The sequence below is a fragment of the Natronocella acetinitrilica genome, from assembly GCF_024170285.1.
GTDB classification, from domain to species: Bacteria; Pseudomonadota; Gammaproteobacteria; order Nitrococcales; family Aquisalimonadaceae; genus Natronocella; species Natronocella acetinitrilica.
The window spans coordinates 34,045-56,260 of sequence record NZ_JALJXV010000008.1 but is presented as its reverse complement, the minus strand read 5'-3'; the positions used below and the strand labels follow the sequence as shown (position 1 = coordinate 56,260).

The following is a 22,216-nucleotide window of genomic DNA, read 5'->3' as shown; positions in this document are numbered from 1 at the left end:
TCAATCGGCTTCCGTGCTGCGTGGTCGAGGCACCTGGGCCGGCGTCATGTGCCAGCGCAGCAGCCCGGTGCCGGGGGCTGCCTTTCCGGGGAACTCCAACAGGCAGGCGCCGGCTTTCTTGAAAGCCAGCATGCTGCAGGGCTTGCCGGTAAGCGCGAGCCCAGCCACCAGATTCAGCAACGGTTCATGGCCTACCAGGACAAGCAATTCGGCGTCCTGCCCGGCAACCCATTCCAGCAGCGCTTCCGGGCTGCCGGCGGGCTCCAGCAGATCGGACTCCAACCGCACTCCTGCATGCAGCTGCTCTTCCAGCAGATCGGTGGTCTGCAGTGCGCGCAACAGGGGGCTGCTCACCAGAACGTCCACCGAACCCAGCATGGAAGCCAGACCACGGGCGGCCTTGTCGGTTTTCTTGCGGCCCTTGTCCGTGAGCGCCCTGGCCACATCGGACACCCCCGCATCAGGATCCTGCGCAACGCCGTGTCTGAAGAGAACGAGTCTTTGCATGCGTCTCCGCGCCTGTTGCCTCCACGTTCCCGGCACTATAACCGCTGTATCGGCCGGCTTCTATCGTCGATACCCCGTCATGCCCCCGGGGCTGCAGGATGCTACGTTCACACAATCACCTGAAAGCATTTGTATTGCTGCGCTTGCACACGGATAATGCGCGCTCTGTCAATACCCCATGTCGCAAACCGGGACCAATTCCGTGATCGAGAACCTCCGCAATATCGCCATCATCGCCCATGTCGACCATGGCAAGACCACGCTTGTGGACAAGCTGCTCAAGCAGTCCGGCACGCTGGAGGGCAAGGCGGCCGCCGGTGAGCGGATCATGGATTCCAACGACCTGGAAAAGGAACGCGGCATCACCATCCTCGCGAAAAACACCGCGATCCGCTGGCGCGACTACCGCATCAACATCGTCGACACCCCCGGCCACGCCGACTTCGGCGGCGAGGTGGAGCGGGTCATGTCCATGGTCGATTCCGTGCTGCTGCTGGTGGATGCCGTAGACGGGCCCATGCCCCAGACGCGCTTCGTGACCCAGAAGGCACTGGCACAGGGCCTGCGCCCCATCGTGGTCATCAACAAGGTAGACCGGCCGGGTGCACGGCCGAGCTGGGTACTTGATCAGACCTTCGAGCTGTTCGACCAGCTCGGTGCCGCCGACGAGCAGCTGGACTTCCCGGTGATCTACGCCTCGGCCCTGAACGGCTACGCCGGCACCGAGGACGACGTACGCGAAGGCGACATGACGCCTCTGTTCCAGGCCATTGTCGATCACTGCCCGACGCCGGATGTGGATCTGGAAGGTCCGTTCCAGATGCAGGTGAGTTCCCTGGACTACAGCAGCTATGTGGGCGTCATCGGTATCGGCCGGATCAAGCGCGGACGGGTGCGCCCCAATACCCAGGTGAGCCTGGTGGATCGCCATGGCAACAAGCGCAACGCCCGTGTCCTCCAGGTGCTCGGCTTTCTCGGCCTGGATCGCACCGAGGTGAGCGAGGCCCGGGCCGGTGACATCATCGCCTTTACCGGTATCGACGGACTCAACATTTCCGACACGCTCTGCCACCCGGATGCAGTGGAAGCCCTGCCACCGCTGACGGTGGACCAGCCCACGGTGAGCATGACCTTTCAGGTCAACACCTCGCCACTGGCCGGCCGTGAGGGCAAGTACGTAACCTCCCGGCAGATCCGTGAGCGCCTGCAACGCGAGCTGGTGCACAACGTGGCGCTGCGCGTCGAGGAGACCGACGATCCGGACAAGTTCCGCGTCTCCGGCCGTGGTGAGCTGCACCTCTCTGTTCTCATCGAGAACATGCGCCGTGAAGGCTATGAACTCGGCGTCTCCCGGCCCGAGGTCATCCAGCAGATCGTGGACGGCGTGCGCCAGGAGCCCTTCGAACGCCTCACCGTTGACGTTGAAGAACAGCACCAGGGCGCCGTTATGGAAAAACTTGGCGCGCGCGGTGGTGAGATGCAGGCCATGAATCCCGACGGGCAGGGCCGCGTCCGGCTGGACTACATGATGCCCGCGCGAGGCCTCATCGGTTTTCGCACGGAGTTCCTCACGGCAACCTCCGGTACCGGCCTGCTCTACCATGTTTTTGATCATTACGGGCCGGTCAAACCAGGCGATTACGGCCAGCGCATCAACGGCGTGATGATTGCCAATGGCCCCGGCAAGGTACTGGCCTACGCCCTGTTCAACCTGCAGGAGCGGGGCAAACTGTTTGTCGAACATGGTGAAACCGTCTACGAAGGGATGTGCATCGGCATCCATTCCCGGGGCAACGACCTGGTGGTCAATCCGCTGAAGGCCAAGCAGCTCACCAATATCCGTGCGGCTGGCAGCGACGAAAACATACTGTTGACGCCGCCGATCAGGATGTCACTGGAGCAGGCGCTGGAATTCATCGACGACGATGAACTGGTGGAAGTGACGCCCGAGTCAATCCGCATCCGCAAGAAACTGCTGAAGGAGCACGAGCGCAAGAAAGCGTCACGCGCCACAGCATAGCCCTCTGGCAGGGCGTATCGCCGGCGGGAGAGGGAGAGGCCGCTATTTGCGGGAATCATCCTCGCCGGCGCTGCCCATTCTGGTGATCACCTCGTACACGATGAGCCCCAGCGCTGCACCGGCGCCAGCATGAATGCCGGCCTGCAGGCCGCTTTCGATCGTGGTGATTCCAAACCAGGTGGGCATGAAGACCACACCAATACCCAGCATCACCGAAATGTTACGTCTGTGTCCCATCGATCGCCTCTTTGCCTAGCGCCTGAGCAATACGCTACCTGAGAAGCGGATTCAGGCGCCACTTGCTGAAAGGTCAGCATGTATCCGGGCAGTCAGGAATTTTCCCAGGCAGCGCTTGCCAGTAACCGACATCAACCCAACGGGCGAACTTGTAGCCAACTTCCTTCAGTTCGGCAACCTTCCGAAAGCCGAGTTTTTCGTGCAGGGCGATGCTGCCGGGGTTTGGCAGGGTGATCCCGGCGAGGACGGCGTGCACCCGCCGCCGCCTCAACTCGACCAGCAGGTCCTTGTACAGGGCCGTACCGGTGCCCTGCCCGACAGCCTCGGGATCGACGTAGACGGTACTCTCCACGGTAAACCGGTAGGCGCTGCGGGGCTTCCAGGCCGTAGCATAGGCGTAGCCGGTCAGCCGCTTGTCAGCTGTACTGACCAGCCAGGGCAATCCGGCACCGCTGACAGCCGCGATCCGCGCGCCCATGTCGGCGGCGGTCACCGGCGTCTCTTCGAAAGTTGCCACGGACTCGACGATGTAGTGATTGTAGATTCGGGCGAGCTCGGGGGCATCCTCCTCGGCAACTGGACGGATCACGCTGTATCCGCCCCCGCAGCAGGAATGGGCGCCACACCGAAGCGCCGCTGGTGTTCGTTGAGCCGGCCGCTGCGCTCGCGCCAGTCCGGCAGAAGGCGGTCCATCCAGCCATGAAAGGGCGGACCGTGGTTGAACTCACGCAGGTGGCAGAGTTCATGGACCACCACGTACTCGACGCAATCGATGGGTGCGCGGAGCAGCCAGATGTTCAGATTGATACCACCTCGACTGGAACAGCTGCCCCAGCGCCGACGCATGGTCCTCACCTTGAGTCCGGGGACCTTGGCCGCAGGCAACCCCAGGTGCGGATACCATTGCTCGAGCAGCGGAAGAAAAACGCTTTCGGCCTGACGTTGATACCAGTGCTTGACCGCTCCAGCCACCGCGTCGGGATCACGCCGGGGATGCTGCACCACGAGGCTGGTGCCATCACGATGCACCAGAGCCCGTCGGGCCGGACGCAATTCCAGCTGTAACTGTTCCCCCAGGTAGGGATGCGTCGCGCCGTGATCGTAGCGGGCCGGTTCCGGCGTCAGTTGCTGCGCCCTTGAAGTCAGAACACGCTGCAGCCAACCAGCGCGATCAGCGACGAAGGCCCGAATCAAACCTGGCGGGCAAGCCTGGGGGGCCCGCACTTCCACCGTGCCGTCTTCCAGAACATAGAGCCCGATGGTGCGACGGCGCTTGTACCGGATGCGATAGCCGATCTCCCGATCCGGCAAATGCAGCCTTCCCTGATCCAACCCGACCGTCACGACCATTCAGAACTCGAAGGTGTAGAGAAGATCCAGTGCATTTTCCAGCCCGCTCACGGCCTCCAGGAACAGCCGCTGGGTAAGACGATACCGCAGCTTGAGGGTATTTTCCGCCTGAAAAACGCCGACCCCGTAGCTTACATAGAGATTCGGGCTCAGGCGGCCGCGAACCACGAACTGGGTATCGTCACCATCACCCTCGGTGTCGAGTTCGAAATCCTGGATACCAAGATCTTCGGCAATACCCCCGGCAATGCCACCACCACCAGCGATCCCCAGTGCGATGGCGGCACGGGCTACCATCTGCTCGCTGCCGGGCCCTTCCTCGCCCAATGGCCGGCCGAGAATGATATAGGAGAGGATCATGTCCTCTTCCATCATCGGCTCGGAGAACAGGCTAACGCGGGGGTCATCCGGCGGGCCCTCGATGCGCAGGCCCGCAACAACGGTCTGCCCTTCAGGCCGGTTGATGGTGCGCACGGCTTCCACATACAGCTGCGGTCGATCCAGGGGACCGGAGAAAAGAATCTGTCCCTCACGGATCTGCAGGCGCTGACCGTAGGCGCGGTACTCGCCGTCGGCAATACGGATTTCGCCCGCAGCCTGGGGCGCGCCGGTCTCGGCCTGAACCACGCCAAGCTGCCCTTCGAGGCGACCGTTGAGACCGAAAGCGCTGATGTTTACTCGATTGCCAAGAATGATCTCGATATTGCTGGTAACAACCCAGCCATCGGCAACGGGAATGGCATCAGGATCGAACAGTTCGGCCTGTTCGTCGCCCTCCTCCTCGCCATCCTCGATGATCACGACATCGCCGGACACCCGGACTGCGCCTTCCGGCAGGCTCTGGACGGTGATGTCCCCTCGTGGAATGCGGATCTCGCCGGAGAGATCCGCGGCCTGAGGCCGCAATGACAGGGTGAGATCCGGGCTTGCTTCGATCAGGGCAATCGTGTCGTAGGCAAGCTCAAGCCGCCGGCCAACCAGATTCACCGTGGCCGACCAATCCGGGCTGGACCAGTCCGCGTCACCGGAGAGTTCCGCCGTGCCACCACCGCTGCGAAAACCGCCACTCAGCGTGGCGTTGTCTCCAGCCACTTCCACCAGGAGCTCGATCTCGCTGATGGTCACCGGCACGGCGAGTGTCTCGACCGTGCCGTCGACGAGCCGTAGTTCACCGTCGAAGCGCGGATCCTGCAGCGTGCCGGACAGCTGACCCTCGGCATTGATCTCGCCCCGCAACTGCCGCAGTTCGAGAAAGAACGGTTCGGCTACGGCAAGGTTGAGGCCAGACAGGCTCACGCTTCCATTCAGATCCGCAAGAGCACCATCCACAACAGAGATCTCGGCATCCAGTGCTGCAGCGCCAATGCCGCTGGAGACAAGTTCCAGGTGCGTGCGCAGGGAGTCGTCGTCCAGAATCAGCGAGGCTTCCAGGGTTTCGTACTCGAACTCGACGAATTCATCCTCTTCCTCGTCTTTTGCCAATACCCGGCCGCCCGTCACCGAGAAGGAGGCGTCCACTCTGGGAAGTCGCTGCGGCTCCCATTCGGCGCCAAATTCACCATTGAGTTCACCGAGCAGGCGGATCTCATCCGGCAGCCAGGTTGACAACGAGGCCAGCTGATGGCCCTCCAGCCGGAAGCGTGCGCTGCCGCTCTCGGCCAGTTCCAGTGGCTCCTCGGCACAAAGCCGGCCATCATTGGGCAACCAGCAGTGGGGGCCCAGGGCGGCGCGCTGGCCATTGATATCCACTTCGAGGGAGGCCGGATCCTCCAGATCAAGGCCCAGACCGTGCGCCTCGGCGAGCAGACCCAGCTGCGCCAGTTCGCCGGTCCAGATCATCGTGTCTTCATCGAGACCACCCTGCAGGACCAGATCAAGGCCTGCCGGTTCGCCGTCGACTTCAAGGGACAGGCGGTGGCGACCCCGGGTACCGTCGAGCCGCAGCGCCAGACTGTCCACACGGGCATCGGCCTGTTCGGTCTCCAACCCGGCCATATCGATGCGCAGACGACTATCCCCCAGGGCGAGCCGCGTCAACTCCGCCACCAACGTCAGTTCGTCCAGCGCCACGAGTTCCTGATAACGCAGCGTTGTCGCCGTCAGATCCGCTTCGATGTCCGGCTCGAGCAACGGCCCCCGCGCGTTGATACGGCCTCGTATGGCGCCTGCCGCGTCTGGCAGGAACATCCCCAGATCATCCAGGTTGATGTCCGCCGCAAGGTCGAGGGTTTCTTCGCTGGCCCGTCCATTCACCACGATCCGGTTGTCACCACTGCGCAAACCGAGATCATCTACCCGCCAGCCGCTAGCGGGCCGGTGGGAGACACCACCGGCGGCGGTCACCGCGTAACCCTGCATGGCAGCCTGCACGTCCTCCAGCACCGCATCCAGCGTGAGGTCGCCGTCGGCCAGGGAGCCTTCGGCACGAACGCGGCCGCTGACCGTCTCCGGCGCATCCGGCCACTGCTGCACCGGTTGCAGACCATCCACGCTGAGTAACAGGTCCCAGTCCACCGTCTGCCACCAACCGGCTTCGCCACTGAGTTCCAGCGAGCCACCGAGCAGCTCTCCCCGAAGGCTGTCCAGACGCACCCGCGACCAGTCCCCGGAACCCCGGGCCTGCCAGTCGCCCTCTGGCAGCTGGGCACCACTGAGCGCCAGGGCGAGATCGAAGTCGAAACCGTCCAGATCACCAGCGACGGTAATCTCGCCGGCACGACTAGCGACTTCAGGGGCATCACCTTGCAAGGGCCAGCGCAGGCCGCGCCAATTCAACGTGAGATCATGGGCCAGCAAGGGTTCCAGGGGCGAAACGCTCCCCTCTGCGGTGACCGTCGCCGGCCCTTCCACGCGCAGGTCCAGGTCGACCTCATGCACCGTGTTCCAGGCACTGAGATGCACCTCCACAGGCCCGACCTCGGGCACGTCGTGGGCCTGCAGGTGCAGATCGATATCCAGTGGCCATTCGTCGGCGAGGCGCAGGCGGCCATTCAGGTTGGCGGCGGCCATGGCGTGCTCGGCACGCAAGGTGTCAATCCGCAGGTCATGGCCAACCAGTCGCGCGGTGAGGTCCAGGCGTGCCAGTTGCTCGTCCAGCGCGCCGCGACGAAAGCGTGCGTCCCGGATCCGCAGATCGTTGATGGCCACATCCAGCGGCAGCGGGATGTCCGGCAGCACGATGGGGTCGCGCTCGCCCGGTGGGAAAAAGGCCGGCGGGTCACCGCCCTCGATGATCTCCTCCACCGCCACTTCCAGCTCGGTCTCGGGTTCGGTGACCGGCAACTCGCCGTAAGGCCCCACCCACCGGACGCCATCGACGCGCAGACGATCGCCCCGCAGATCGGCCCCGCCGGAGAAATGCCGCCAGCCGAAACGCATGCCGTCGACCTCGACGCCCACATCATCAAGATGCACATCGCCGAGGGTGATCCTCACGGGGAGTGAAAGGCGGCCCATGGGGTCCCCGGGCTCCTCATCCGCCGAGGCGGAATCCGGCTCGCCGCGTAGCAGGTCGGTATTGACGCTCGCAGCAACACCGTCGGCATGTATCTCGTTGACGCAGACCTGCAGGGCCAGGAGGCACAAGGGGTTCCAGCGAAGCCGGGCGGCGTCGACGCTGACGTCGATCCCGGTATCCCGCCATGCGACTTCCGAGACCTCGAGGCCGTTCCAGAGGCTGCCGCCCTGGACGGTGATTGACAGCCGGGGTTCCTCGGACACCGCACGATTGGCGAGCCATTCCGCACCACTGGTGGTAAACACCAGCCAGAGCAGGACAGCCAGCAGAGTAATGAGCAGGATGTAGGCGAAGCGGAACGCCTTGACGGTCAGCCAGCCCACCGCATAAAACCCATGGCCGATGTAACGGGCGATTCGCCGCAGCCAGCTCATATTTCCGGCCCCATGGAGAAATGCAGGCGGAACGGGGTATCGGGCTCACTGACACCCCAGGCGAAATCGAGTCGTATCGGGCCCACAGGCGAGATCCAGCGAACACCGAAACCTGCACCCTCCTTCAGGTCATCGTCCCAGGAGTCGAATGCGTTGCCGACGTCGTAGAACGCCGCCAACCGCCACCGCTCGAGAATCTGGTAGCCGTATTCCGCACTGGCCGTGAACAGGTAACGGCCACCCACCAGGTCACCGTCTTCATTCCTTGGCGCAAGCGAGCGATAGGCGTAACCGCGCACGCTCTGGTCACCGCCGGTGAAAAACCGCAGGGACGACGGCGTGGCGTCGAAGTCCTCGGTGGTCAGCCAGCCGACCTCGGCCCGCACACGGCCGCGATGGCGCCCGTAACTGCGCAGCCAGCTGCTACGCAACCGCAGCCTTGCAAGCTGGATATCCGAGCCGAGCTCGCGGTTGGTCACCTCCACCTGGGCGAACTGCCGGTCGCCCCAGCCGGGGTCGATGCCACCACGGCTTCGTGTGCGGCTGATACTGCTGCCGGGAATGGTCAGGGTGGATCGCCCGCGATCACCCGCCTGGGTGAAGTTCTCCCGCTGCCACCGGGTGAACAGGGTCTGCTGCCAGCCACGGGTCAATGTACGCTGGCGCTGTATCCCCAGGGTGTAGGTTTCGCTCTCGGTATCCTCGAAGCGCTCACGCTGATAGCCGCCAAGAAACTCCAACTTGTGCTCCAGCGGTGGGTCGAGGGGCATGCTGTAGGTGCTGCTGATGTTCTGCCGGACCTCGGAGACCTCGGTTTCCGTCAGCAGGGAATGGCCTTCGGGGTTGACGTAGGGTCTGCGCCAGTTCACTCGCACCCGGGGCCCCACGTCCGTCGAATAGCCGATACCGGTGCCCACGATGTTGCGGCTTTGCGGCGTCAGATCGGCCAGCACGGGAACGGTTTCGTCTTCACTTTCAGCCTGCAGGGTGCGCACTCGCACGTTTCTGAAGTAGTCGCTGTTCAGCAGGTTGCGATTGAAACGCGCCACCGTGTCGGAGTGATAGTACTCCCCCGGGGAAAAGGGCGTGAGCCGTCGCAGGAGGTCGTCCGACAGCGGCGTCTCGGAGAACTGCACATCGCCAAAGCGGTAACGGCGGCCACTGTCATAGTGCAGAATGATCTCCGCCTCGCGGGAGGCGCGCCGCACCACCAGCCGTGTGGTCTCGTAACGGCCATCGAAATAACCGCGGCTCAGGGCGACGCTCTCGATGTTGCGCTTCAGGCTCTCGTAGCGGCCATGGTGTAGCACATCCCCTTCCCGTATCCCGGATCGTGCCAGCACATCGCGGAGCGCGCTGTCGTCACCGCCTTCGCCGTCGATGCGCAGGTTGATTCGGGCGATACGGGTCGGCTCGCCAGGGTCGACTTCAACGCGAATGCGGGGCTGATCGTTTACCGTATCGCGGCTCACCCGCACCGTTGCATGGTAGTGGCCCAGCGCCTGCAGGCCATTCTGGGTGCGTTCTTCGACCTGCCGGGCAAAACGGCGCACCACGGCGGCATCCGTGCTGGGCGGTTGACCGATGTAGTTGATGACATTGTCGCGCAGAGCGCCTTCCACGCCGGTCACCTCGATCAGCACATCCGCCCGCACAACAGTTGCCCAGACGCCGGCGAGCAATACGATCAGCAGCAACAGGGGCTGCACGGGCGACAGGCGGATGGGGCGAAAAATCATGCGGGCACTCTTTATCAGACCACCAGAGGCGGCTCATCCATGAGGGCGGCCTGCTCGCGCAGGGACAGGACGTGCTCCTCCCAATAACGGTCGCTACCGAACCAGGGAAAGGCCAGCGGAAAGGCCGGATCGTGCCAGCGCCGCGCCAACCAGGCGGCATAGTTCATGATACGTAGTGTTCGCAAGGCCTCGATCAGATGCAACTCGCGGCGATCGAACTCGTTGAAATCCTCATAGCCCGCGAGCAGATCCAGCAGCTGCGTGGTCATCTCCTGCCGGTCACCCGACAGCAGCATCCACAGGTCCTGCACCGCCGGACCGGTCACCGCATCATCCAGGTCAACGAAGTGTGGCCCGGCATCCGTCCACAGGATATTGCCCGGGTGGCAATCGCCGTGCAGGCGCAAAGTCGCAAACGCCCCGGCCCGCTCCCAGCAGGCCTGGACCCGAATCAGCACATCCCGGGTGATTGTGGCGTAGGCCTCGGCGATGTGCCGCGGTATGAGCTCCATGGAAAGCACCGTCTCCACGGCCTGCTGCCCCATCGCCTCGATGGACAGCTCCCGACGATGCCGGAACGGCTTGCTTGCCCCCACCAGGTGAAGACGTCCCAGGAAGCGCCCGACCCACTCCAGGGCATTGCTGTCGTCCAGATCCGGCGAGCGCCCGCCCCGTCGCGGATAAACGGCGAAACGAAAGCCCCGGTATTCATGCAAGGTCGCCCGGGCAATGATCTGCGGCGCAACCACCGGAATCTCGTGACCTGCCAGTTCCTGGGCGAAGGCGTGTTCCTCGAGTATGGCATCGGTGGTCCAGCGGCCAGGCCTGTAGAACTTCACCACCACCGGATCGGCGCCCTCGAGCCCCACCTGGTAGACCCGGTTTTCGTAACTGTTCAGCGCCAGAAGCCGGCCGTCGGTCCACACGCCGAGGGTGTCGATGGCATCAAGCACCGTGCCTGGATCCAGGCCATGGTAGGGAACGGCGCCCTGCTCATCCGATAGATTCATGCTGACTCCCCAGCAGAACCGATCCGGCGCCGCTGCTGCGCTGCTGTGTACGTCTTTCGTCTGACCGGAGGCTGCGACGAGAGTTGCCGGGAGATTGCCGAAACAACGGGATCATTCGCGCAACAGTGCCCGGGCCAGGGCTTCCTCGCTGGCGGGGGGAGCGGACGTCACCGCGTCCCGCAGCCGTTGCCGGCGGGCCATGGCGGACGCGTTCGCGGGCGCACGGGCCAAGGCGGCGATCACGTCGGCCATGGCATCCAGTTCGTTGCATACCATGACCATGTCCGCGCCCGCAGACAGTGCACGCGTGGCGCGTTCCGGCAAATCGCCAACCACTGCGGCGCCTTCCATACCGAGATCGTCGGCGACAATCAGCCCTTTGAAACCGAGCTGCCCGCGCAACACCTGGTTCATCCAGACCTCGGAGAAACTCGCCGGCAGCCGGTCCAGCGCCGGGAAAACGATGTGTGCGGTCATGGCGCAATCAAGTTTGCCGGCCTCGATCAGACGTGCATAGGGCACAAGATCCGCCCGCTCCAACTCGGCGAGACTGCGCTGATCCACCGGCAGGTCCAGATGGGAGTCGGGCATCACACCTCCGTGGCCAGGAAAGTGTTTGCCGGTGCAGGGCATACCCGCCGCATGCATGCCATCGATCCACGCTCCCGCCAGGGCGGCCACCGCCTCGGGGTCGGAGTGAAAGGCCCGGTCACCAATCACACTGCTCAAGCCCAGATCCAGGTCGAGCACCGGCGCGAAGGAATAATCGATACCCACCCGGCGCAACTCGGCCGCCATAACCAGCCCGGCGGCGCGGGCAAGCGCCAGCCCCGCATCCGCCGACTGACGGTAACGCTCGCCGAAGTAACCGGCCGGCGGCAGCCGGGTGAACCCCTCGCGACAGCGCTGCACCCGCCCGCCTTCCTGGTCGACGCTGACCAGCAGCGCTGGTGAGCGCAGACCGCGGATACTCTCTGTCAACGCGCGGATCTGGGCAGGTGTCTCTATGTTCCGTGCGAAAAGAATGACGCCACCAACCGCCGGATGCTGCAACAGGCGACGCTCAGCGCCGGTCAGTTGCGTGCCCTGCAGCCCCACGATCAGCGGGCCGAGCTGCTGTTCTTCGAACAATCGGGGTACTCCGTGTTTACTGGCGAATGAGCACGCGGCTTCCCGCGGGCACCTGGTCAAACAACATCAGCATGTCCTGATTGCGCAGGCGAATGCAGCCCTTGGAGGCCGGCTCGCCGATGCCGACCTCATCCGGGCAGCCATGCAGGTAGATATACCGGCGCATGCTGTCGACCCGGCCACCCCGGTTATGGCCCGGCTCAAGCCCGCATAACCAGAGGATGCGGGTCAGAATCCAGTCCCTGGCCGGATTGCTCGCATAGAGCGCGGCGTCGCAGATCTCGCCGGTCCAGCGACGTCCCCGGAACACGGCACCGAGCGGGACCCCCTCACCGATACGCGCCCGCACGTAGTGCCAGCCCGTCGGTGTCTGGAACGACCCTTCCTGCTGGCCGATACCCCGGGCGGCGGTGGCCACGGGGAATTCGGCCAACGCGCGGTCTCCCTCGCGCAGCGTCAACCGCTGCCGCTGGATATCCACGTCCAGCCAGCGTCCCTGCCGCGCCGGATGGGCAAGCCCCGCACCAGATCCGTCGTCCTTCAACGCCGCCTCCTCAGGATGAACGCGGCTGCCATGGTACTCCACCGCTCGGACATTCTGCAGCCCGAAGGCGTGCCGTCACGAGGGCTTTTGGCAGACCCGTGGCAATGGCGGGTCCAACGTTAGTACACTACGGCGCCATTCAATCGACACACTACAGGGACTGCGTGATGAAGAAACTGGTCTTGCTCCGCCACGGGCAAAGTCAATGGAATCTCGAGAATCGTTTCACCGGCTGGTACGACGTGGACTTGAGCGAACAGGGCAGGACCGAGGCCGCGGGTGCCGGCCAACTCATGCGTGCTGCGGGTATCCGGTTTGATGCCGCCTTCACCTCCGTACTGAAACGGGCCATCCGCACCCTGTGGATGAGCCTGGACGAAATGGACCAGATGTACGTGCCCATCACCAACAGCTGGCGGCTCAACGAGCGTCACTACGGCGCGCTGACCGGGCTCAACAAGGCGGAAACCGCGAAAAAATACGGCGATGATCAGGTGCACGTCTGGCGGCGCAGTTTCTCGACGCCGCCGCCTGCCCTGTCCGAAGAAGACGAGCGCCATCCCCGACATGACCAGCGTTATCGCAACCTGCGCCCGGATCAACTGCCGGGCACCGAGTCGCTGGAAACGACACTGCAGCGGGTACTGCCCTACTGGGAATCTGACATGGTGCCGGTAGTGAATGAATCGGAGAACGTGCTGGTGGCCGCCCATGGCAACAGTCTCCGCGCCCTGGTCAAGCACCTGCGCGGCCTGGACGACGAGGCCATCATCGGCGTGGAAATTCCCACAGGCGACCCGCTGGTGTTCGAACTGGACGACACGCTTGCCGTGACCGACAGCTACTATCTGCGGGAGCGCGTCTGAGCGCGGGCCACACGCCATCGAGGAACAGAACATGAACCAGGTGCGTCGCGTCGCCGTCGTCACCGGGGCCAACCGTGGCCTCGGCTTCGAAACCGCCCGACAGATGGCACAACTCGGTTACCGGGTGGTGCTGACCAGCCGCGACGGCATCAAGGGCAAGGCGGCGGCGGACAAACTGCAGAGCGAGCGGCTGGATGTTCGCTTTTCGCCCCTGGACGTAAGCCGTGAGGAGAGTCGCTCGCGGCTGATCGAGTTCGTCGCCGGGGAATACGAGCGGCTGGATGTGCTCATCAACAACGCCGGCATCATGGTGGACGGCGCTCCGGATGAGCCGCAGAAATCCAGTTTCTTCGATGTCGGGCTGGATCTGGTCCGGGAAACCATGGAAACCAATGTCTATGGCCCGTACCGCCTGATTCAACTCGCTGTGCCCCAGATGCGCCGCCATGGCTACGGGCGCATCGTGAACCTGTCATCCGGGCTGGGGCAACTCGCCGAAATGCGCGGGTCGTTCCCTGCCTATCGCATGTCCAAGACAGCACTGAACGCGCTGACCCGCATCGCGGCTGCGGAACTCAAGGGCGAGAACATCCTGATCAATGCCTGCTCACCAGGCTGGGTTCGCACACGCATGGGCGGCAAGTCAGCGCCCCGTGAGGCCGCCGAGGCAGTGCGTGGCATCACCTGGCTCGCCACCCTGCAGGATGACGGCCCAAGCGGCGGTTTCTTCCAGGACCGCATGAGCATCCCATGGTAGGGAAAAGCCGCACTTTGCGGTAACGTCGAATTTCGGGAGCACTGGCGGCAATCAGGCCGGTCGGAGGGGCGGTGAAAAGCCTGAAGTGGTTTACGCGATTACTCATGCTGCTGCTGGTGCTTGCCATCGGCCTGGTGTCGGCGGCGCTGATCAGTAATCAGGTCCCCTTTTTGGCTGCCCCGGGGCCGGCGGAACGCCTGCCGATCTATCTCTCCGAGAACCGCATCGTCACCAGTGAAAACGCGGTCCTGCCGGAGCTGCGATTGACCTACTACGAAGTGCGGCCACGCGTGGCCTTCGAGGCGGCCACGGCAGCGGTGATGGATCTGGGCTGGGACATTCTCAACGCCGATGGCGACCAGTACAGCCTGCACGCAGTCGCCACCACGCCCTGGTTGCGGTTTCAGGATGACTTCTACCTGCAGGTTCGCGAGACAGATCCAGGGCTGATTGCGCTGCATGTCATTTCCCAGAGTCGTGTCGGTGAGGCGGATCTGGGGGCGAACCTGCGGCACTGGCTGAACTTCCGCCACCGCTTCGAGCAGCAGCTACGCCGCCGCCCGTTCATTGATGATGACGAACCCGACGCCGAGGAAGCGCTTGCGCCGGAGGTGGATTGATCCACCGCAGGAGGTATCACAAGCGCCGACGCGGTGCGTTACGGCCTTCGGCCTAACACACCCTACGGGGGACTTCGATCAGGCCACTTTATTGGTGAGTTACGCGCTGCGCGCTAACACACCCTACGGCGGGTACCGATCAACTGTGGAGGCTGGCGTAGGGTGTGTTAGGCCGAGGGCCGTAACGCACCACAACAGCGCTGGCCGAAGCCGCACCTCCACGACTTAAGGAAGCGCTTCTTAACTCCGCGGCCCCAGCCAGAACCCGGTCAAAACCGTCGGCTGTCCGGCACGCAGGTCGATGCTGCGCTGCTCGCTGGTGAGGGTCCGCCCGCCCGCGCCGACGAACTCCATATCCACCGTCCGGCTACCGGGCGGCAGATCAATGCGGGCCAGGTAAACCTTGTCCGGCAGGGTGCGCCAGATTCTGGTGTCGGACTGCTCCAGCAACAGCCCGGCGATATTCACTGCCAAACCCAGCAGCGGGCTTTCCTGCCGCGCCCGCTCGGTGGCGCCGTAGCGGGCCACGTTCCGTGCGATGCTGCGCGTGGTTAATGCCGGCATCTGCCGCTCCAGCCAGCGATCTGCCGTGCGGCTCACCACCTCGGCGGTATCCGTTTCGACCCATTGGCCGTTGGCGGCAATGCGGGCGCCGTTCAGCCCCGTGGGCCGTGCTCGCAGGGCGGGTAGTGACACACGAACGAACTGATCCGCCGCCACGGCCACCACTGCCGTGCGCTCCTCGAGCCGGGGTCCAAGCCCATCCTGCACCACCACGATGAGCATGCCCTGCTCCCGATTGCGTCGCATGGGCTCCCATTCGTCGATGCCGAACGCCTCGATGTAGCGATCACGCTCTTCAGTGAGTTGCAGATGATCCGATAGCCGCACGAGGCTCCGCTGAAGATCCCGTGGAATCGGCGCATTGCCCCGTCGATAGGCGTTGAAGGCATGGCGATAGGCGATCATGGCGTCGCTCCAGTCGCCGTTGGCCTCGAATGCCAGCCCACTGACATGGCGCGCGAAGGCATCGCCGCCGTCCGGCGCCGCGCCGGTGGCCGGGTCTACTCGACGCAGGCCAAGATCGATCTGCAGGGCTTCCACCCGGGCGGCGTCGAGCTGGCCGAGTTCCAGGTAGTTCAGCAATTGAAAGGCGTGGAGCATGAGATGCTCATGCACCGGCGGGGTGTAGCTGCCAGCGGTCTCGGTGACCGTCCAGGTGGCGAGGGTTTCACTCAGGCTGATGGGCTCGAGCGCCCCAATCTCGGATTTGGCCAGTTCGAAGGCGGCAACGCTGCCTTCCAGATCACCCTTGTGGCGCAACAGCATGCCCCGGTTCATCTCGAACAGGGCCTGATTGAGACGGGAGCCGGACATGGGCTGCAGCCGTTCCAGCGCCGCGTCCACATTGCCCCGTGTCAGTTCGTCCTCGACCTGCTCGAAACTCCGGCCAAGCCCGGAACAGCCGGCCAACACAAAGGCGAGCAGCACCACGACCACGAGGCGTGGCCGGCTCAGACCCGGCCACGCACCACGCCTGACGACAGGAATCAGCGGCATCCAGCGACGATCCCGCAATGCCTCAGGAGCGGAACAGGCCACGACGGATCAGCTTGCGGATCTCCTTCTGCCCCACCCACACGCGCGTGTTGTCCTGAAGGTTGGTCAAGGCCAGGTCCACCTGGTAGTAGGCAACCTGGGTGCGGCCTTCCTCGTCGATGATGCTGTTGATGGTGCCAGTGAGCATGTAATCAGCCCCCAGTTCCTGGCCCCACTGTGCCGCAGTGTCGGGGCGGGCGAACTGCTGCTGGTCGGCACGCTCGTCGCGAATCTGCTCGCGCTCGATGCCGCTCGCGACAAAGGTGACTTCGCCGGCATTGATCAGCTCGCGCTCGATATCCCGCACGAAAGTGTTCAGGTTGATGTGCTCATGGCTGAGATTGCGGATCTCGCCGACGATCACCGCCGGTCTGTTGCCAGAACGCTGACGGTGGTTGCCGATCCATCCGCGGCGCAGCATGTCGGACACCATTTCCTCGGACACCAGACGGGAGTCGGTATCGTTCCAGCGGCCGCTGAGATCCTGGGGCTGGTCGCGGTCGATGCGGTCCACCTGGGTCGCACAACCGGCGGCGATGAAGAGCGAAAGCAGTGCGAGAACTGCCAGACGGGCGGAGGACATCCATGGCTTCATTGGTCAAAACCCTCTGGGATCACAACGGACAATGTGGAAGTAGACCGCCGCAGCGGCGTCCCGGTTCGCCGCATTGTCGATCGCAGCGCCCCCCCGACACAAGCGGGCCCGCGCCACCATGTGACACGGGCCCGGCTGAACACGCGATGAACGCGCGGATTATCCAGGGAAGCACTAGAACTGGTAGTTGTACTGCACGCCGAACAGATGGGCCCGGGTCCGTGACTCCCCTTCCAGCACGTGTCGGGTCCGGGCCGGGTTCTCCCGGTTCTCGATATCGGCACTGCGCACACGCACGAACATGTAGGCCAGATCGATGCTGTGGTGCGTGTCGAAGGTATAGCTCAGGCCACCGGAGAACAGCAGACGGTCGTTGTCCGGCAACCGGGCCGTGCGCTGGCGAGCATTACGCACCGGGGTCTCGTCGTAGGCAATGCCGGCGCGGAACGTCCAGTTATCGTCGTGCCGGTAGCGGGCGCCGATGCCGTAGCGCCAGGCGTCGGTGAACCGCAGTGGCTGCACCAGGTCACGCCGGCGGAGGTCCGGCGCGCCTTCCTGGAAGCTCTCGCCGCCGGCGTTGCTGCCATCCGGGAACTCGAAACGCAGTTCATCGATACGGCTCCAGCGGGTAAAGGTGGCACCACCCATGATGGTCCACTGGCTGTTGATGTCCTGGGAAATACCCAGGCTGATGACCTCAGGCAGTTCGATCACCGAGCGGATGTTGCCACCGCCGGCACCCAGCGGCCCCAGCGCCTGATCGGCAATGCCGCCCGGATCGGGTATGCCGAGATCCGCCAGCGTCGACTCAAGGCGCTGTCGAAACGCTTCACTGCCGGTCTGTGGCCGGCGGGCCCGGCCGTCGATCACATGCTGCACCTTGCTGTGGTAGCTCAGGCCCACCTGGGTGCCTTCCACCGGCTCCCACATCAGCCCCAGGTTGAGGCCGAAGGTGACGTTGTCACCGGTGATCTCGTTCTCCACGTCAAAATTATGGGACAAGGCGCCGATGATGGCGTCCCGCTCGTCGGCCGACAGCCCCTCCTGCTGCTGGATGATGTTGTTGGCCAGGTTGTGGCCCAGATCCACCTCGTTGCCAATATCGGCGTCGATGAACTGAACAATGGCCCCAAAGCCCAGGGAGAGTTGATCGTTGACCCGAAATGCCACGGCAGGGTTGAGATTGATCGTGGTGATGTTGGAAGACTGGGCGTGGTAGCGGCCGACGAAATCCCCCGGGTAGCTGCTGGCGTTGCCGAAGGGCACGTACAGGCCGATGCCCACCGCTGCGTTGTCCGACAGCCGGTGGCTCAGGTAGGCGTGGGGCACCACCGAGTTCTCCTCGGCCCGGCCCCGGCCAGAACCTGGCACCATGCCGTCGTCGCCGGCGATAAGCGTCCGGCGTGCCTCCAGGTTGTAGCGATTACGGGTCAGCAACAGGTGGCCGCCGCCGCTAAAGCTGGTGCCGTCCAGCAGGATCAGCCCGGCAGGGTTATAGGCGATTGTGGAGGCATCCTCCGCCGCCGCCGCCGATCCGGCGTAGGCCTGCCCCAGCGCCTTGATGCCGTGGGTGTTGACCTGAAAGCCCGCCGCGCCGGCGGTGCTCGCGAATGCGGCAAGCATGGCGAACACGCCGCCGCGAACCAGAGTGTCCTTGTGTCTCATTGTTGTCTCCTCCGTGGCGGGCACAGTGCACGGCTGCCCCCGCTGTCATTCTTGTGGTTGCGTTCAGTTGCCCGCCGGGGCGACGAGATCTTCGTTGTCGACGTTCAGCATCAGCCCGCCTGATCCAAGGAAGGACAGATACTGTGTACGCATCTCGGTGCGGACGGCATCTGCGCTCGCGCTCTCCCCATCGGGCGGCGAGATGTAGTCGCCATGCGCCCCAACCACGAAGGACACGACACCCTTGACCGGGTTATCCATGACTGACTGTCCGATCGGATCGAGTTCGGCGAAGGTGGCGAATACCGCACTGCCAGACAACGGAGCGTTCTGAGGGTCCGGCAGCGGCGGCAGCACCTGGTCCTGTGGCCCGCCATTCCCAACCACCTGGGTCAGCAACAGACCGCGATCACTGGCTGCGAACTCGGATGCGTAGTTGAGCGGCTCCGCGTCGTTGAGCACGCTTTGCACCACAATCACGAACTGCTGGAACTCGGGTGTTCCCGGGAAAATGCCCTCCTCGGCCAGCGCACCCAGCACCTGATCCTGGAATGCCGGTGAGTTGGCAACCTGACGGGCAAGCCCGGAGCCGGGCATGCCAATGGCCGCGGCAAGCACGTTATCCTCCCGGGCCAGGAAGGGAATGGACGCGGTGGCACCCAGGGAGTGACCGAGGAAGTAGATCTCGTCCGCATCAACCGCCACCGGCTGCGTCCCGCCTTCCTGCAACTCAACGACGGCGTCATCCACCAGTGCGCGGGTGAGGGCCAGCAGGTCAGCGCTGGTCTGGCGCAGATTGTCCCGCAACACCAACGGATTGTTGATGTTCAGGTAGTAGGTGCCAGAGCCCGCTACGCCGGTGCCATCCTGGGCCGCCAGGTTGAAGGTGCGTTCGATGGCATCCTCAAACAGGGCGAGTTGGCTCGGTCGCAGTCCCGCCAGATCGCTGTCAGCCAAGAGACCATGCAATGGCGCATCAATGGCGATACCGATGTATTCGAGCCCGGCAAGCTGGTCAGCCACCGCCAAGAGGTCCGTGCGGTTGCGGGTCAGCCCGTGCTGGAAGATCACCACAGGATAGGGGGCACCGGCGCCATCATCGTCGGGCACCGTCATTAATACCGGTATGCGCACGTCCTCACCGAAGAACAGGCCATCATCGTCGTTGTCCCGGGCATCGAGGCTATTGCAGGACAGTGCGGCCAGCTCACCACAGCGCCAGAAAAGCTGCAGGGCAGAGAAATCAACAGCAAGGTCGGCGCCTGCATCTTCGGGCACGCCGAGTCCATAACGGACATTAAGGGCGCCAATGTAGATATCGGCTGCCCCACCCGGCGTCTGTGTCCCGGTGTCGACGACTTGAATACTGCGGTCCCCTAGGTTGGCAATATCCACACGATACTTATCCAGCGTATGGCCGATGTCGCCCTGGGTGGTCACCGTCCAAGAGAGAACGACATTCTCACGCTGGATCGCCCCGCCCGTTCCCCCTTGGGCCAAATCGATGTGACCATCAATCAACTGGCTCAACTGCTCCTGCTGATTGCTGGGCTCCTCACCCTCGAAGGGTTGGCGCAGGGTCCGATAGGTCAGCCCTGCCGTCACACTGCGGCCGGCGGTATCGGTCAGCCCGTTGGTGAGGACGACGAGATAGCTGTTGCCTGGGGGCATGGGCTGGCGGGGCTGGATGACCAGCCGGTTGCCATTAACCAGTGCCGTGAAAGCGTCGCCTTCACCGGTGCCCACAGCCTGAGGCACCAGCGTGCCCCCCGCCGTTGGCGGAACCGGAACGAAGGGCTGCTCCGGATCCGTCGTGATTTCGAACACGAAGACCCCTGAAGCAACACTCGCCGGGTCGAGATCCTGCGTGAACCGCGCGATCCAGGGCTCGATAGACGAGAAGCCATGGAGGTCGTTGAGAACCGCGGCCGGGTCGGTGTCAGCGACAGGCAAGTTCAAAGTGCCATCTTCGGTGCCGAGAAACAGTAGATTATCGGGAAATGGCAACTCCCCTTCCGAGGGGTTGTAAACGGCGACTGCCCGCGGCTCGGCCTGGGACGTCGTGCCGCCGGTACTGCGCGTGTCATCCTGGAAAAAACAGCCATTGAGCAGGGCTGCGGCCGCCGTCAGGCAGAGCAACCCCGTTACACGAGTCCGTGTAGACATCGTTCTCCTCCTCCGTGTCGTTCTTATTCCCTGGATCCGTCGCCGGGGCGCGGAAACGTCTCTCTTGGTATAGGCGCCACGGTGGGCAACAGCCATCCGTGACGATTGCCTAATTGGTACCACACGGTACCGTATGGAACAACTGAAAGTTGATTCAGACCTTTGGGCTGGCAGGACGAAGACAGGCGCGGGAACCTAGTGTCCCGAAACAGAGACATCCCGGCAATCGTCAGACGACTGCCGGGATGTGGGGTAGCGATGGAATGCTGGTCTGTGCGGATCAGTGCAGGCTGGTGGGCTTGCGCTCGTCCTGGGGGTAATCCGAAGGTGCGCGAATGGAGTCCGGGGAATCCTCGCTATCGTCTGCGGCCTCCTTGCGTGGCGCTTCCTCCGGCTCGTCAGCATCGGCAGCCTTTTCACCGTCTGTGCCATCCGCTGCCGGTGTCTGCTCCGGAGCCGGTGTCTGCTCCGGATCGGCGGAAACGCTGTCATCGGCGTCAGCAACAGCCTTCTTGCCGGGACCGTCGGTTTTTTCCTCCTCGGCGGTGGGCTGCTCGGCTTCGCCGGGATTGGTATCCTGCTCGTGGTCCCCGGCCGGCGGCTCTGAGCTGGCTGACTGCGCAGATGCGGCGGCGGCCGCAACACCCGCTCCGGCAGCAGCGGCCGCAGCACCGCCGGGCTTGTCATCGCCGCCTTCAGCCGCGCCCGTCAGCTTGCGCTGCTCCGGCTCGGCCTGCAGCACATTGCCATTGTCGGACAGGCCAAGCCGCGTGGCCCCGTCTGCCAGATGCTCGTACAGCGACCGGTAATCCCCCGTCAGCTGGTCAAACAGCTTGCCGGTTTTCTCGAAATGGCTATTCACTTCTTCCTGATAACGCCGCAACTCACCGGTGGCAGAATCCCGCTCGCGCTCCAGGTTTTTCAGCCGTGCCGTGCGCGGAGCGCTCAGCCGTCCGGCCACAAACGACACCACGATCCCGACCCCGAGTACGAATAGCCAGGCAAGCGTTCCCATCGGCAGCACCTCCTCAGTTACTGTTTACCGCCCAAGGCGGATTCGAGCGTCATGCCAGTATGGCAGGCACGCAGACAATCGAAAGCGAACAAACAGTCACGATTACAGGCATGGCACGGAGAAGCAACACTGCAACCTTTTTGCCACAAACTGTTGCAATCCGGGGACAGTCAGGCTACAACTGTGATCTGCAATGTAGATAAGTGGCCGACCGGAAAGGAAATTCCGAACAAAACAGCAAGGATCATAACCGCTCCGGAGACGAGCGCCCCTGTCTCCATTTTGCGAATCGGCTCACAGCCTGTTTGTTGCGATAGCGCAACAAACCTAAAGTCGTTTGTTCGCAATCCTTGCTAACCCCTCCACTTTCCAGATCCAGGCTTGTTGCAACAATCCAACAGATAGCGTTGCGAAATTGCAAAAAAGACTTGTCTTACCCCTACGACCCTGTTCTATACTGCGCCGCAGATGGTTTCTAGGGGCCATCTCCTTTTGCAGCAATTG

At 63.6% G+C, this 22,216-nt stretch carries 18 protein-coding genes; 4 read left to right on the top strand and 14 right to left on the bottom strand.

The genetic code is table 11. The annotated features are described in order from the left end of the window. A complete protein-coding gene (locus J2T57_RS15975) occupies positions 1-507 on the bottom strand; it encodes a SixA phosphatase family protein (protein WP_253480779.1) in 507 nt (168 codons plus the stop codon). 202 nt (positions 508-709) lie between these two features. On the opposite strand from J2T57_RS15975, the gene typA reads away from it, so the two are divergent. Then, the gene (gene typA, locus J2T57_RS15970) at positions 710-2,527 is read left to right on the top strand and encodes a translational GTPase TypA (protein ID WP_253481928.1); all 1,818 of its coding nucleotides are present in this window, start codon (positions 710-712) and stop codon (positions 2,525-2,527) included. Positions 2,528-2,569: 42 nt separating this feature from the next. On the opposite strand, the gene J2T57_RS15965 is transcribed toward typA, so the two are convergent. The 8 genes from J2T57_RS15965 to J2T57_RS15930 all read right to left on the bottom strand — a co-directional run bounded on the left by J2T57_RS15965 (position 2,570) and on the right by J2T57_RS15930 (position 12,429). Continuing rightward, on the bottom strand, positions 2,570-2,764 hold the full coding sequence (locus J2T57_RS15965; protein WP_253480776.1) for a hypothetical protein: 195 nt from the start codon (positions 2,762-2,764) through the stop codon (positions 2,570-2,572). Between the two features lie 73 nt (positions 2,765-2,837). Then, on the bottom strand, positions 2,838-3,353 hold the full coding sequence (locus tag J2T57_RS15960; protein WP_253480772.1) for a GNAT family N-acetyltransferase: 516 nt from the start codon (positions 3,351-3,353) through the stop codon (positions 2,838-2,840). Then, positions 3,350-4,114, bottom strand: a complete 765-nt coding sequence (locus tag J2T57_RS15955) for a M48 family metallopeptidase (protein WP_253480769.1) — start codon at positions 4,112-4,114, stop codon at positions 3,350-3,352. The genes J2T57_RS15960 and J2T57_RS15955 overlap by 4 nt, the downstream gene beginning before the upstream one ends. Next, a complete protein-coding gene (gene tamB, locus J2T57_RS15950; RefSeq protein WP_253480766.1) occupies positions 4,115-8,005 on the bottom strand; it encodes an autotransporter assembly complex protein TamB in 3,891 nt (1,296 codons plus the stop codon). Next, positions 8,002-9,744 carry an autotransporter assembly complex protein TamA gene (gene tamA / locus J2T57_RS15945; RefSeq protein WP_253480764.1) on the bottom strand — a complete coding sequence of 581 codons (1,743 nt, stop codon included), beginning with the start codon at positions 9,742-9,744 and terminating at the stop codon, positions 8,002-8,004. The genes tamB and tamA overlap by 4 nt, the downstream gene beginning before the upstream one ends. A 14-nt stretch (positions 9,745-9,758) precedes the next feature. After that, the gene (locus J2T57_RS15940; RefSeq protein WP_253480761.1) at positions 9,759-10,754 is read right to left on the bottom strand and encodes a serine/threonine protein kinase; all 996 of its coding nucleotides are present in this window, start codon (positions 10,752-10,754) and stop codon (positions 9,759-9,761) included. A 111-nt stretch (positions 10,755-10,865) separates the two neighbouring features. Next, on the bottom strand, positions 10,866-11,885 hold the full coding sequence (gene nagZ, locus J2T57_RS15935) for a beta-N-acetylhexosaminidase (RefSeq protein ID WP_253480747.1): 1,020 nt from the start codon (positions 11,883-11,885) through the stop codon (positions 10,866-10,868). Between the two features lie 16 nt (positions 11,886-11,901). After that, positions 11,902-12,429 (bottom strand): L,D-transpeptidase, encoded by a 528-nt coding sequence (locus tag J2T57_RS15930; protein WP_253480745.1) that lies wholly within the window; start codon positions 12,427-12,429, stop codon positions 11,902-11,904. Between the two features lie 176 nt (positions 12,430-12,605). Here J2T57_RS15930 and gpmA point away from each other — a divergent pair, with 176 nt between their 5' ends. The 3 genes from gpmA to J2T57_RS15915 all read left to right on the top strand — a co-directional run bounded on the left by gpmA (position 12,606) and on the right by J2T57_RS15915 (position 14,672). After that, on the top strand, positions 12,606-13,295 hold the full coding sequence (gene gpmA, locus J2T57_RS15925; RefSeq protein WP_436262716.1) for a 2,3-diphosphoglycerate-dependent phosphoglycerate mutase: 690 nt from the start codon (positions 12,606-12,608) through the stop codon (positions 13,293-13,295). A gap of 31 nt (positions 13,296-13,326) precedes the next feature. After that, positions 13,327-14,052, top strand: coding sequence for an SDR family oxidoreductase (locus tag J2T57_RS15920; RefSeq protein WP_253480739.1), 726 nt, complete (start codon positions 13,327-13,329; stop codon positions 14,050-14,052). Positions 14,053-14,123: 71 nt separating this feature from the next. After that, positions 14,124-14,672 (top strand): DUF1499 domain-containing protein, encoded by a 549-nt coding sequence (locus tag J2T57_RS15915; RefSeq protein ID WP_253480737.1) that lies wholly within the window; start codon positions 14,124-14,126, stop codon positions 14,670-14,672. A gap of 240 nt (positions 14,673-14,912) precedes the next feature. On the opposite strand, the gene J2T57_RS15910 is transcribed toward J2T57_RS15915, so the two are convergent. The 5 genes from J2T57_RS15910 to J2T57_RS15890 all read right to left on the bottom strand — a co-directional run bounded on the left by J2T57_RS15910 (position 14,913) and on the right by J2T57_RS15890 (position 21,712). Further along, positions 14,913-16,274: a COG3014 family protein gene (locus J2T57_RS15910; protein WP_253480733.1), complete on the bottom strand. Its 1,362-nt coding sequence runs from the start codon at positions 16,272-16,274 to the stop codon at positions 14,913-14,915. Further along, positions 16,255-16,854, bottom strand: coding sequence for a penicillin-binding protein activator LpoB (locus J2T57_RS15905; RefSeq protein ID WP_253480731.1), 600 nt, complete (start codon positions 16,852-16,854; stop codon positions 16,255-16,257). Before J2T57_RS15905 ends, J2T57_RS15910 begins: the two co-directional genes overlap by 20 nt. A 186-nt stretch (positions 16,855-17,040) precedes the next feature. Continuing rightward, the gene (locus J2T57_RS15900) at positions 17,041-18,531 is read right to left on the bottom strand and encodes an OmpP1/FadL family transporter (RefSeq protein ID WP_253480717.1); all 1,491 of its coding nucleotides are present in this window, start codon (positions 18,529-18,531) and stop codon (positions 17,041-17,043) included. Positions 18,532-18,594: 63 nt separating this feature from the next. After that, positions 18,595-20,697, bottom strand: coding sequence for a hypothetical protein (locus J2T57_RS15895; protein ID WP_253480714.1), 2,103 nt, complete (start codon positions 20,695-20,697; stop codon positions 18,595-18,597). A 280-nt stretch (positions 20,698-20,977) separates the two neighbouring features. Next, positions 20,978-21,712, bottom strand: coding sequence for a Z-ring associated ZapG family protein (locus J2T57_RS15890; RefSeq protein ID WP_253480711.1), 735 nt, complete (start codon positions 21,710-21,712; stop codon positions 20,978-20,980). Positions 21,713-22,216: the final 504 nt, after the last annotated feature.

Excerpts from the sequence above, each read along its gene's own strand:
- J2T57_RS15975 (WP_253480779.1), bottom strand. The coding sequence starts at position 507 with ATGCAAAGACTCGTTCTCTTCAGACACGGCGTTGCGCAGGATCCTGAT.
- J2T57_RS15965 (WP_253480776.1), bottom strand. The coding sequence starts at position 2,764 with ATGGGACACAGACGTAACATTTCGGTGATGCTGGGTATTGGTGTGGTC.
- J2T57_RS15955 (WP_253480769.1), bottom strand. The coding sequence starts at position 4,114 with ATGGTCGTGACGGTCGGGTTGGATCAGGGAAGGCTGCATTTGCCGGAT.
- tamB (WP_253480766.1), bottom strand. The coding sequence starts at position 8,005 with ATGAGCTGGCTGCGGCGAATCGCCCGTTACATCGGCCATGGGTTTTAT.
- tamA (WP_253480764.1), bottom strand. The coding sequence starts at position 9,744 with ATGATTTTTCGCCCCATCCGCCTGTCGCCCGTGCAGCCCCTGTTGCTG.
- J2T57_RS15940 (WP_253480761.1), bottom strand. The coding sequence starts at position 10,754 with ATGAATCTATCGGATGAGCAGGGCGCCGTTCCCTACCATGGCCTGGAT.
- J2T57_RS15920 (WP_253480739.1), top strand. The coding sequence starts at position 13,327 with ATGAACCAGGTGCGTCGCGTCGCCGTCGTCACCGGGGCCAACCGTGGC.
- J2T57_RS15905 (WP_253480731.1), bottom strand. The coding sequence starts at position 16,854 with ATGTCCTCCGCCCGTCTGGCAGTTCTCGCACTGCTTTCGCTCTTCATC.
- J2T57_RS15900 (WP_253480717.1), bottom strand. The coding sequence starts at position 18,531 with ATGAGACACAAGGACACTCTGGTTCGCGGCGGCGTGTTCGCCATGCTT.
- J2T57_RS15895 (WP_253480714.1), bottom strand. The coding sequence starts at position 20,697 with ATGTCTACACGGACTCGTGTAACGGGGTTGCTCTGCCTGACGGCGGCC.
- J2T57_RS15890 (WP_253480711.1), bottom strand. The coding sequence starts at position 21,712 with ATGGGAACGCTTGCCTGGCTATTCGTACTCGGGGTCGGGATCGTGGTG.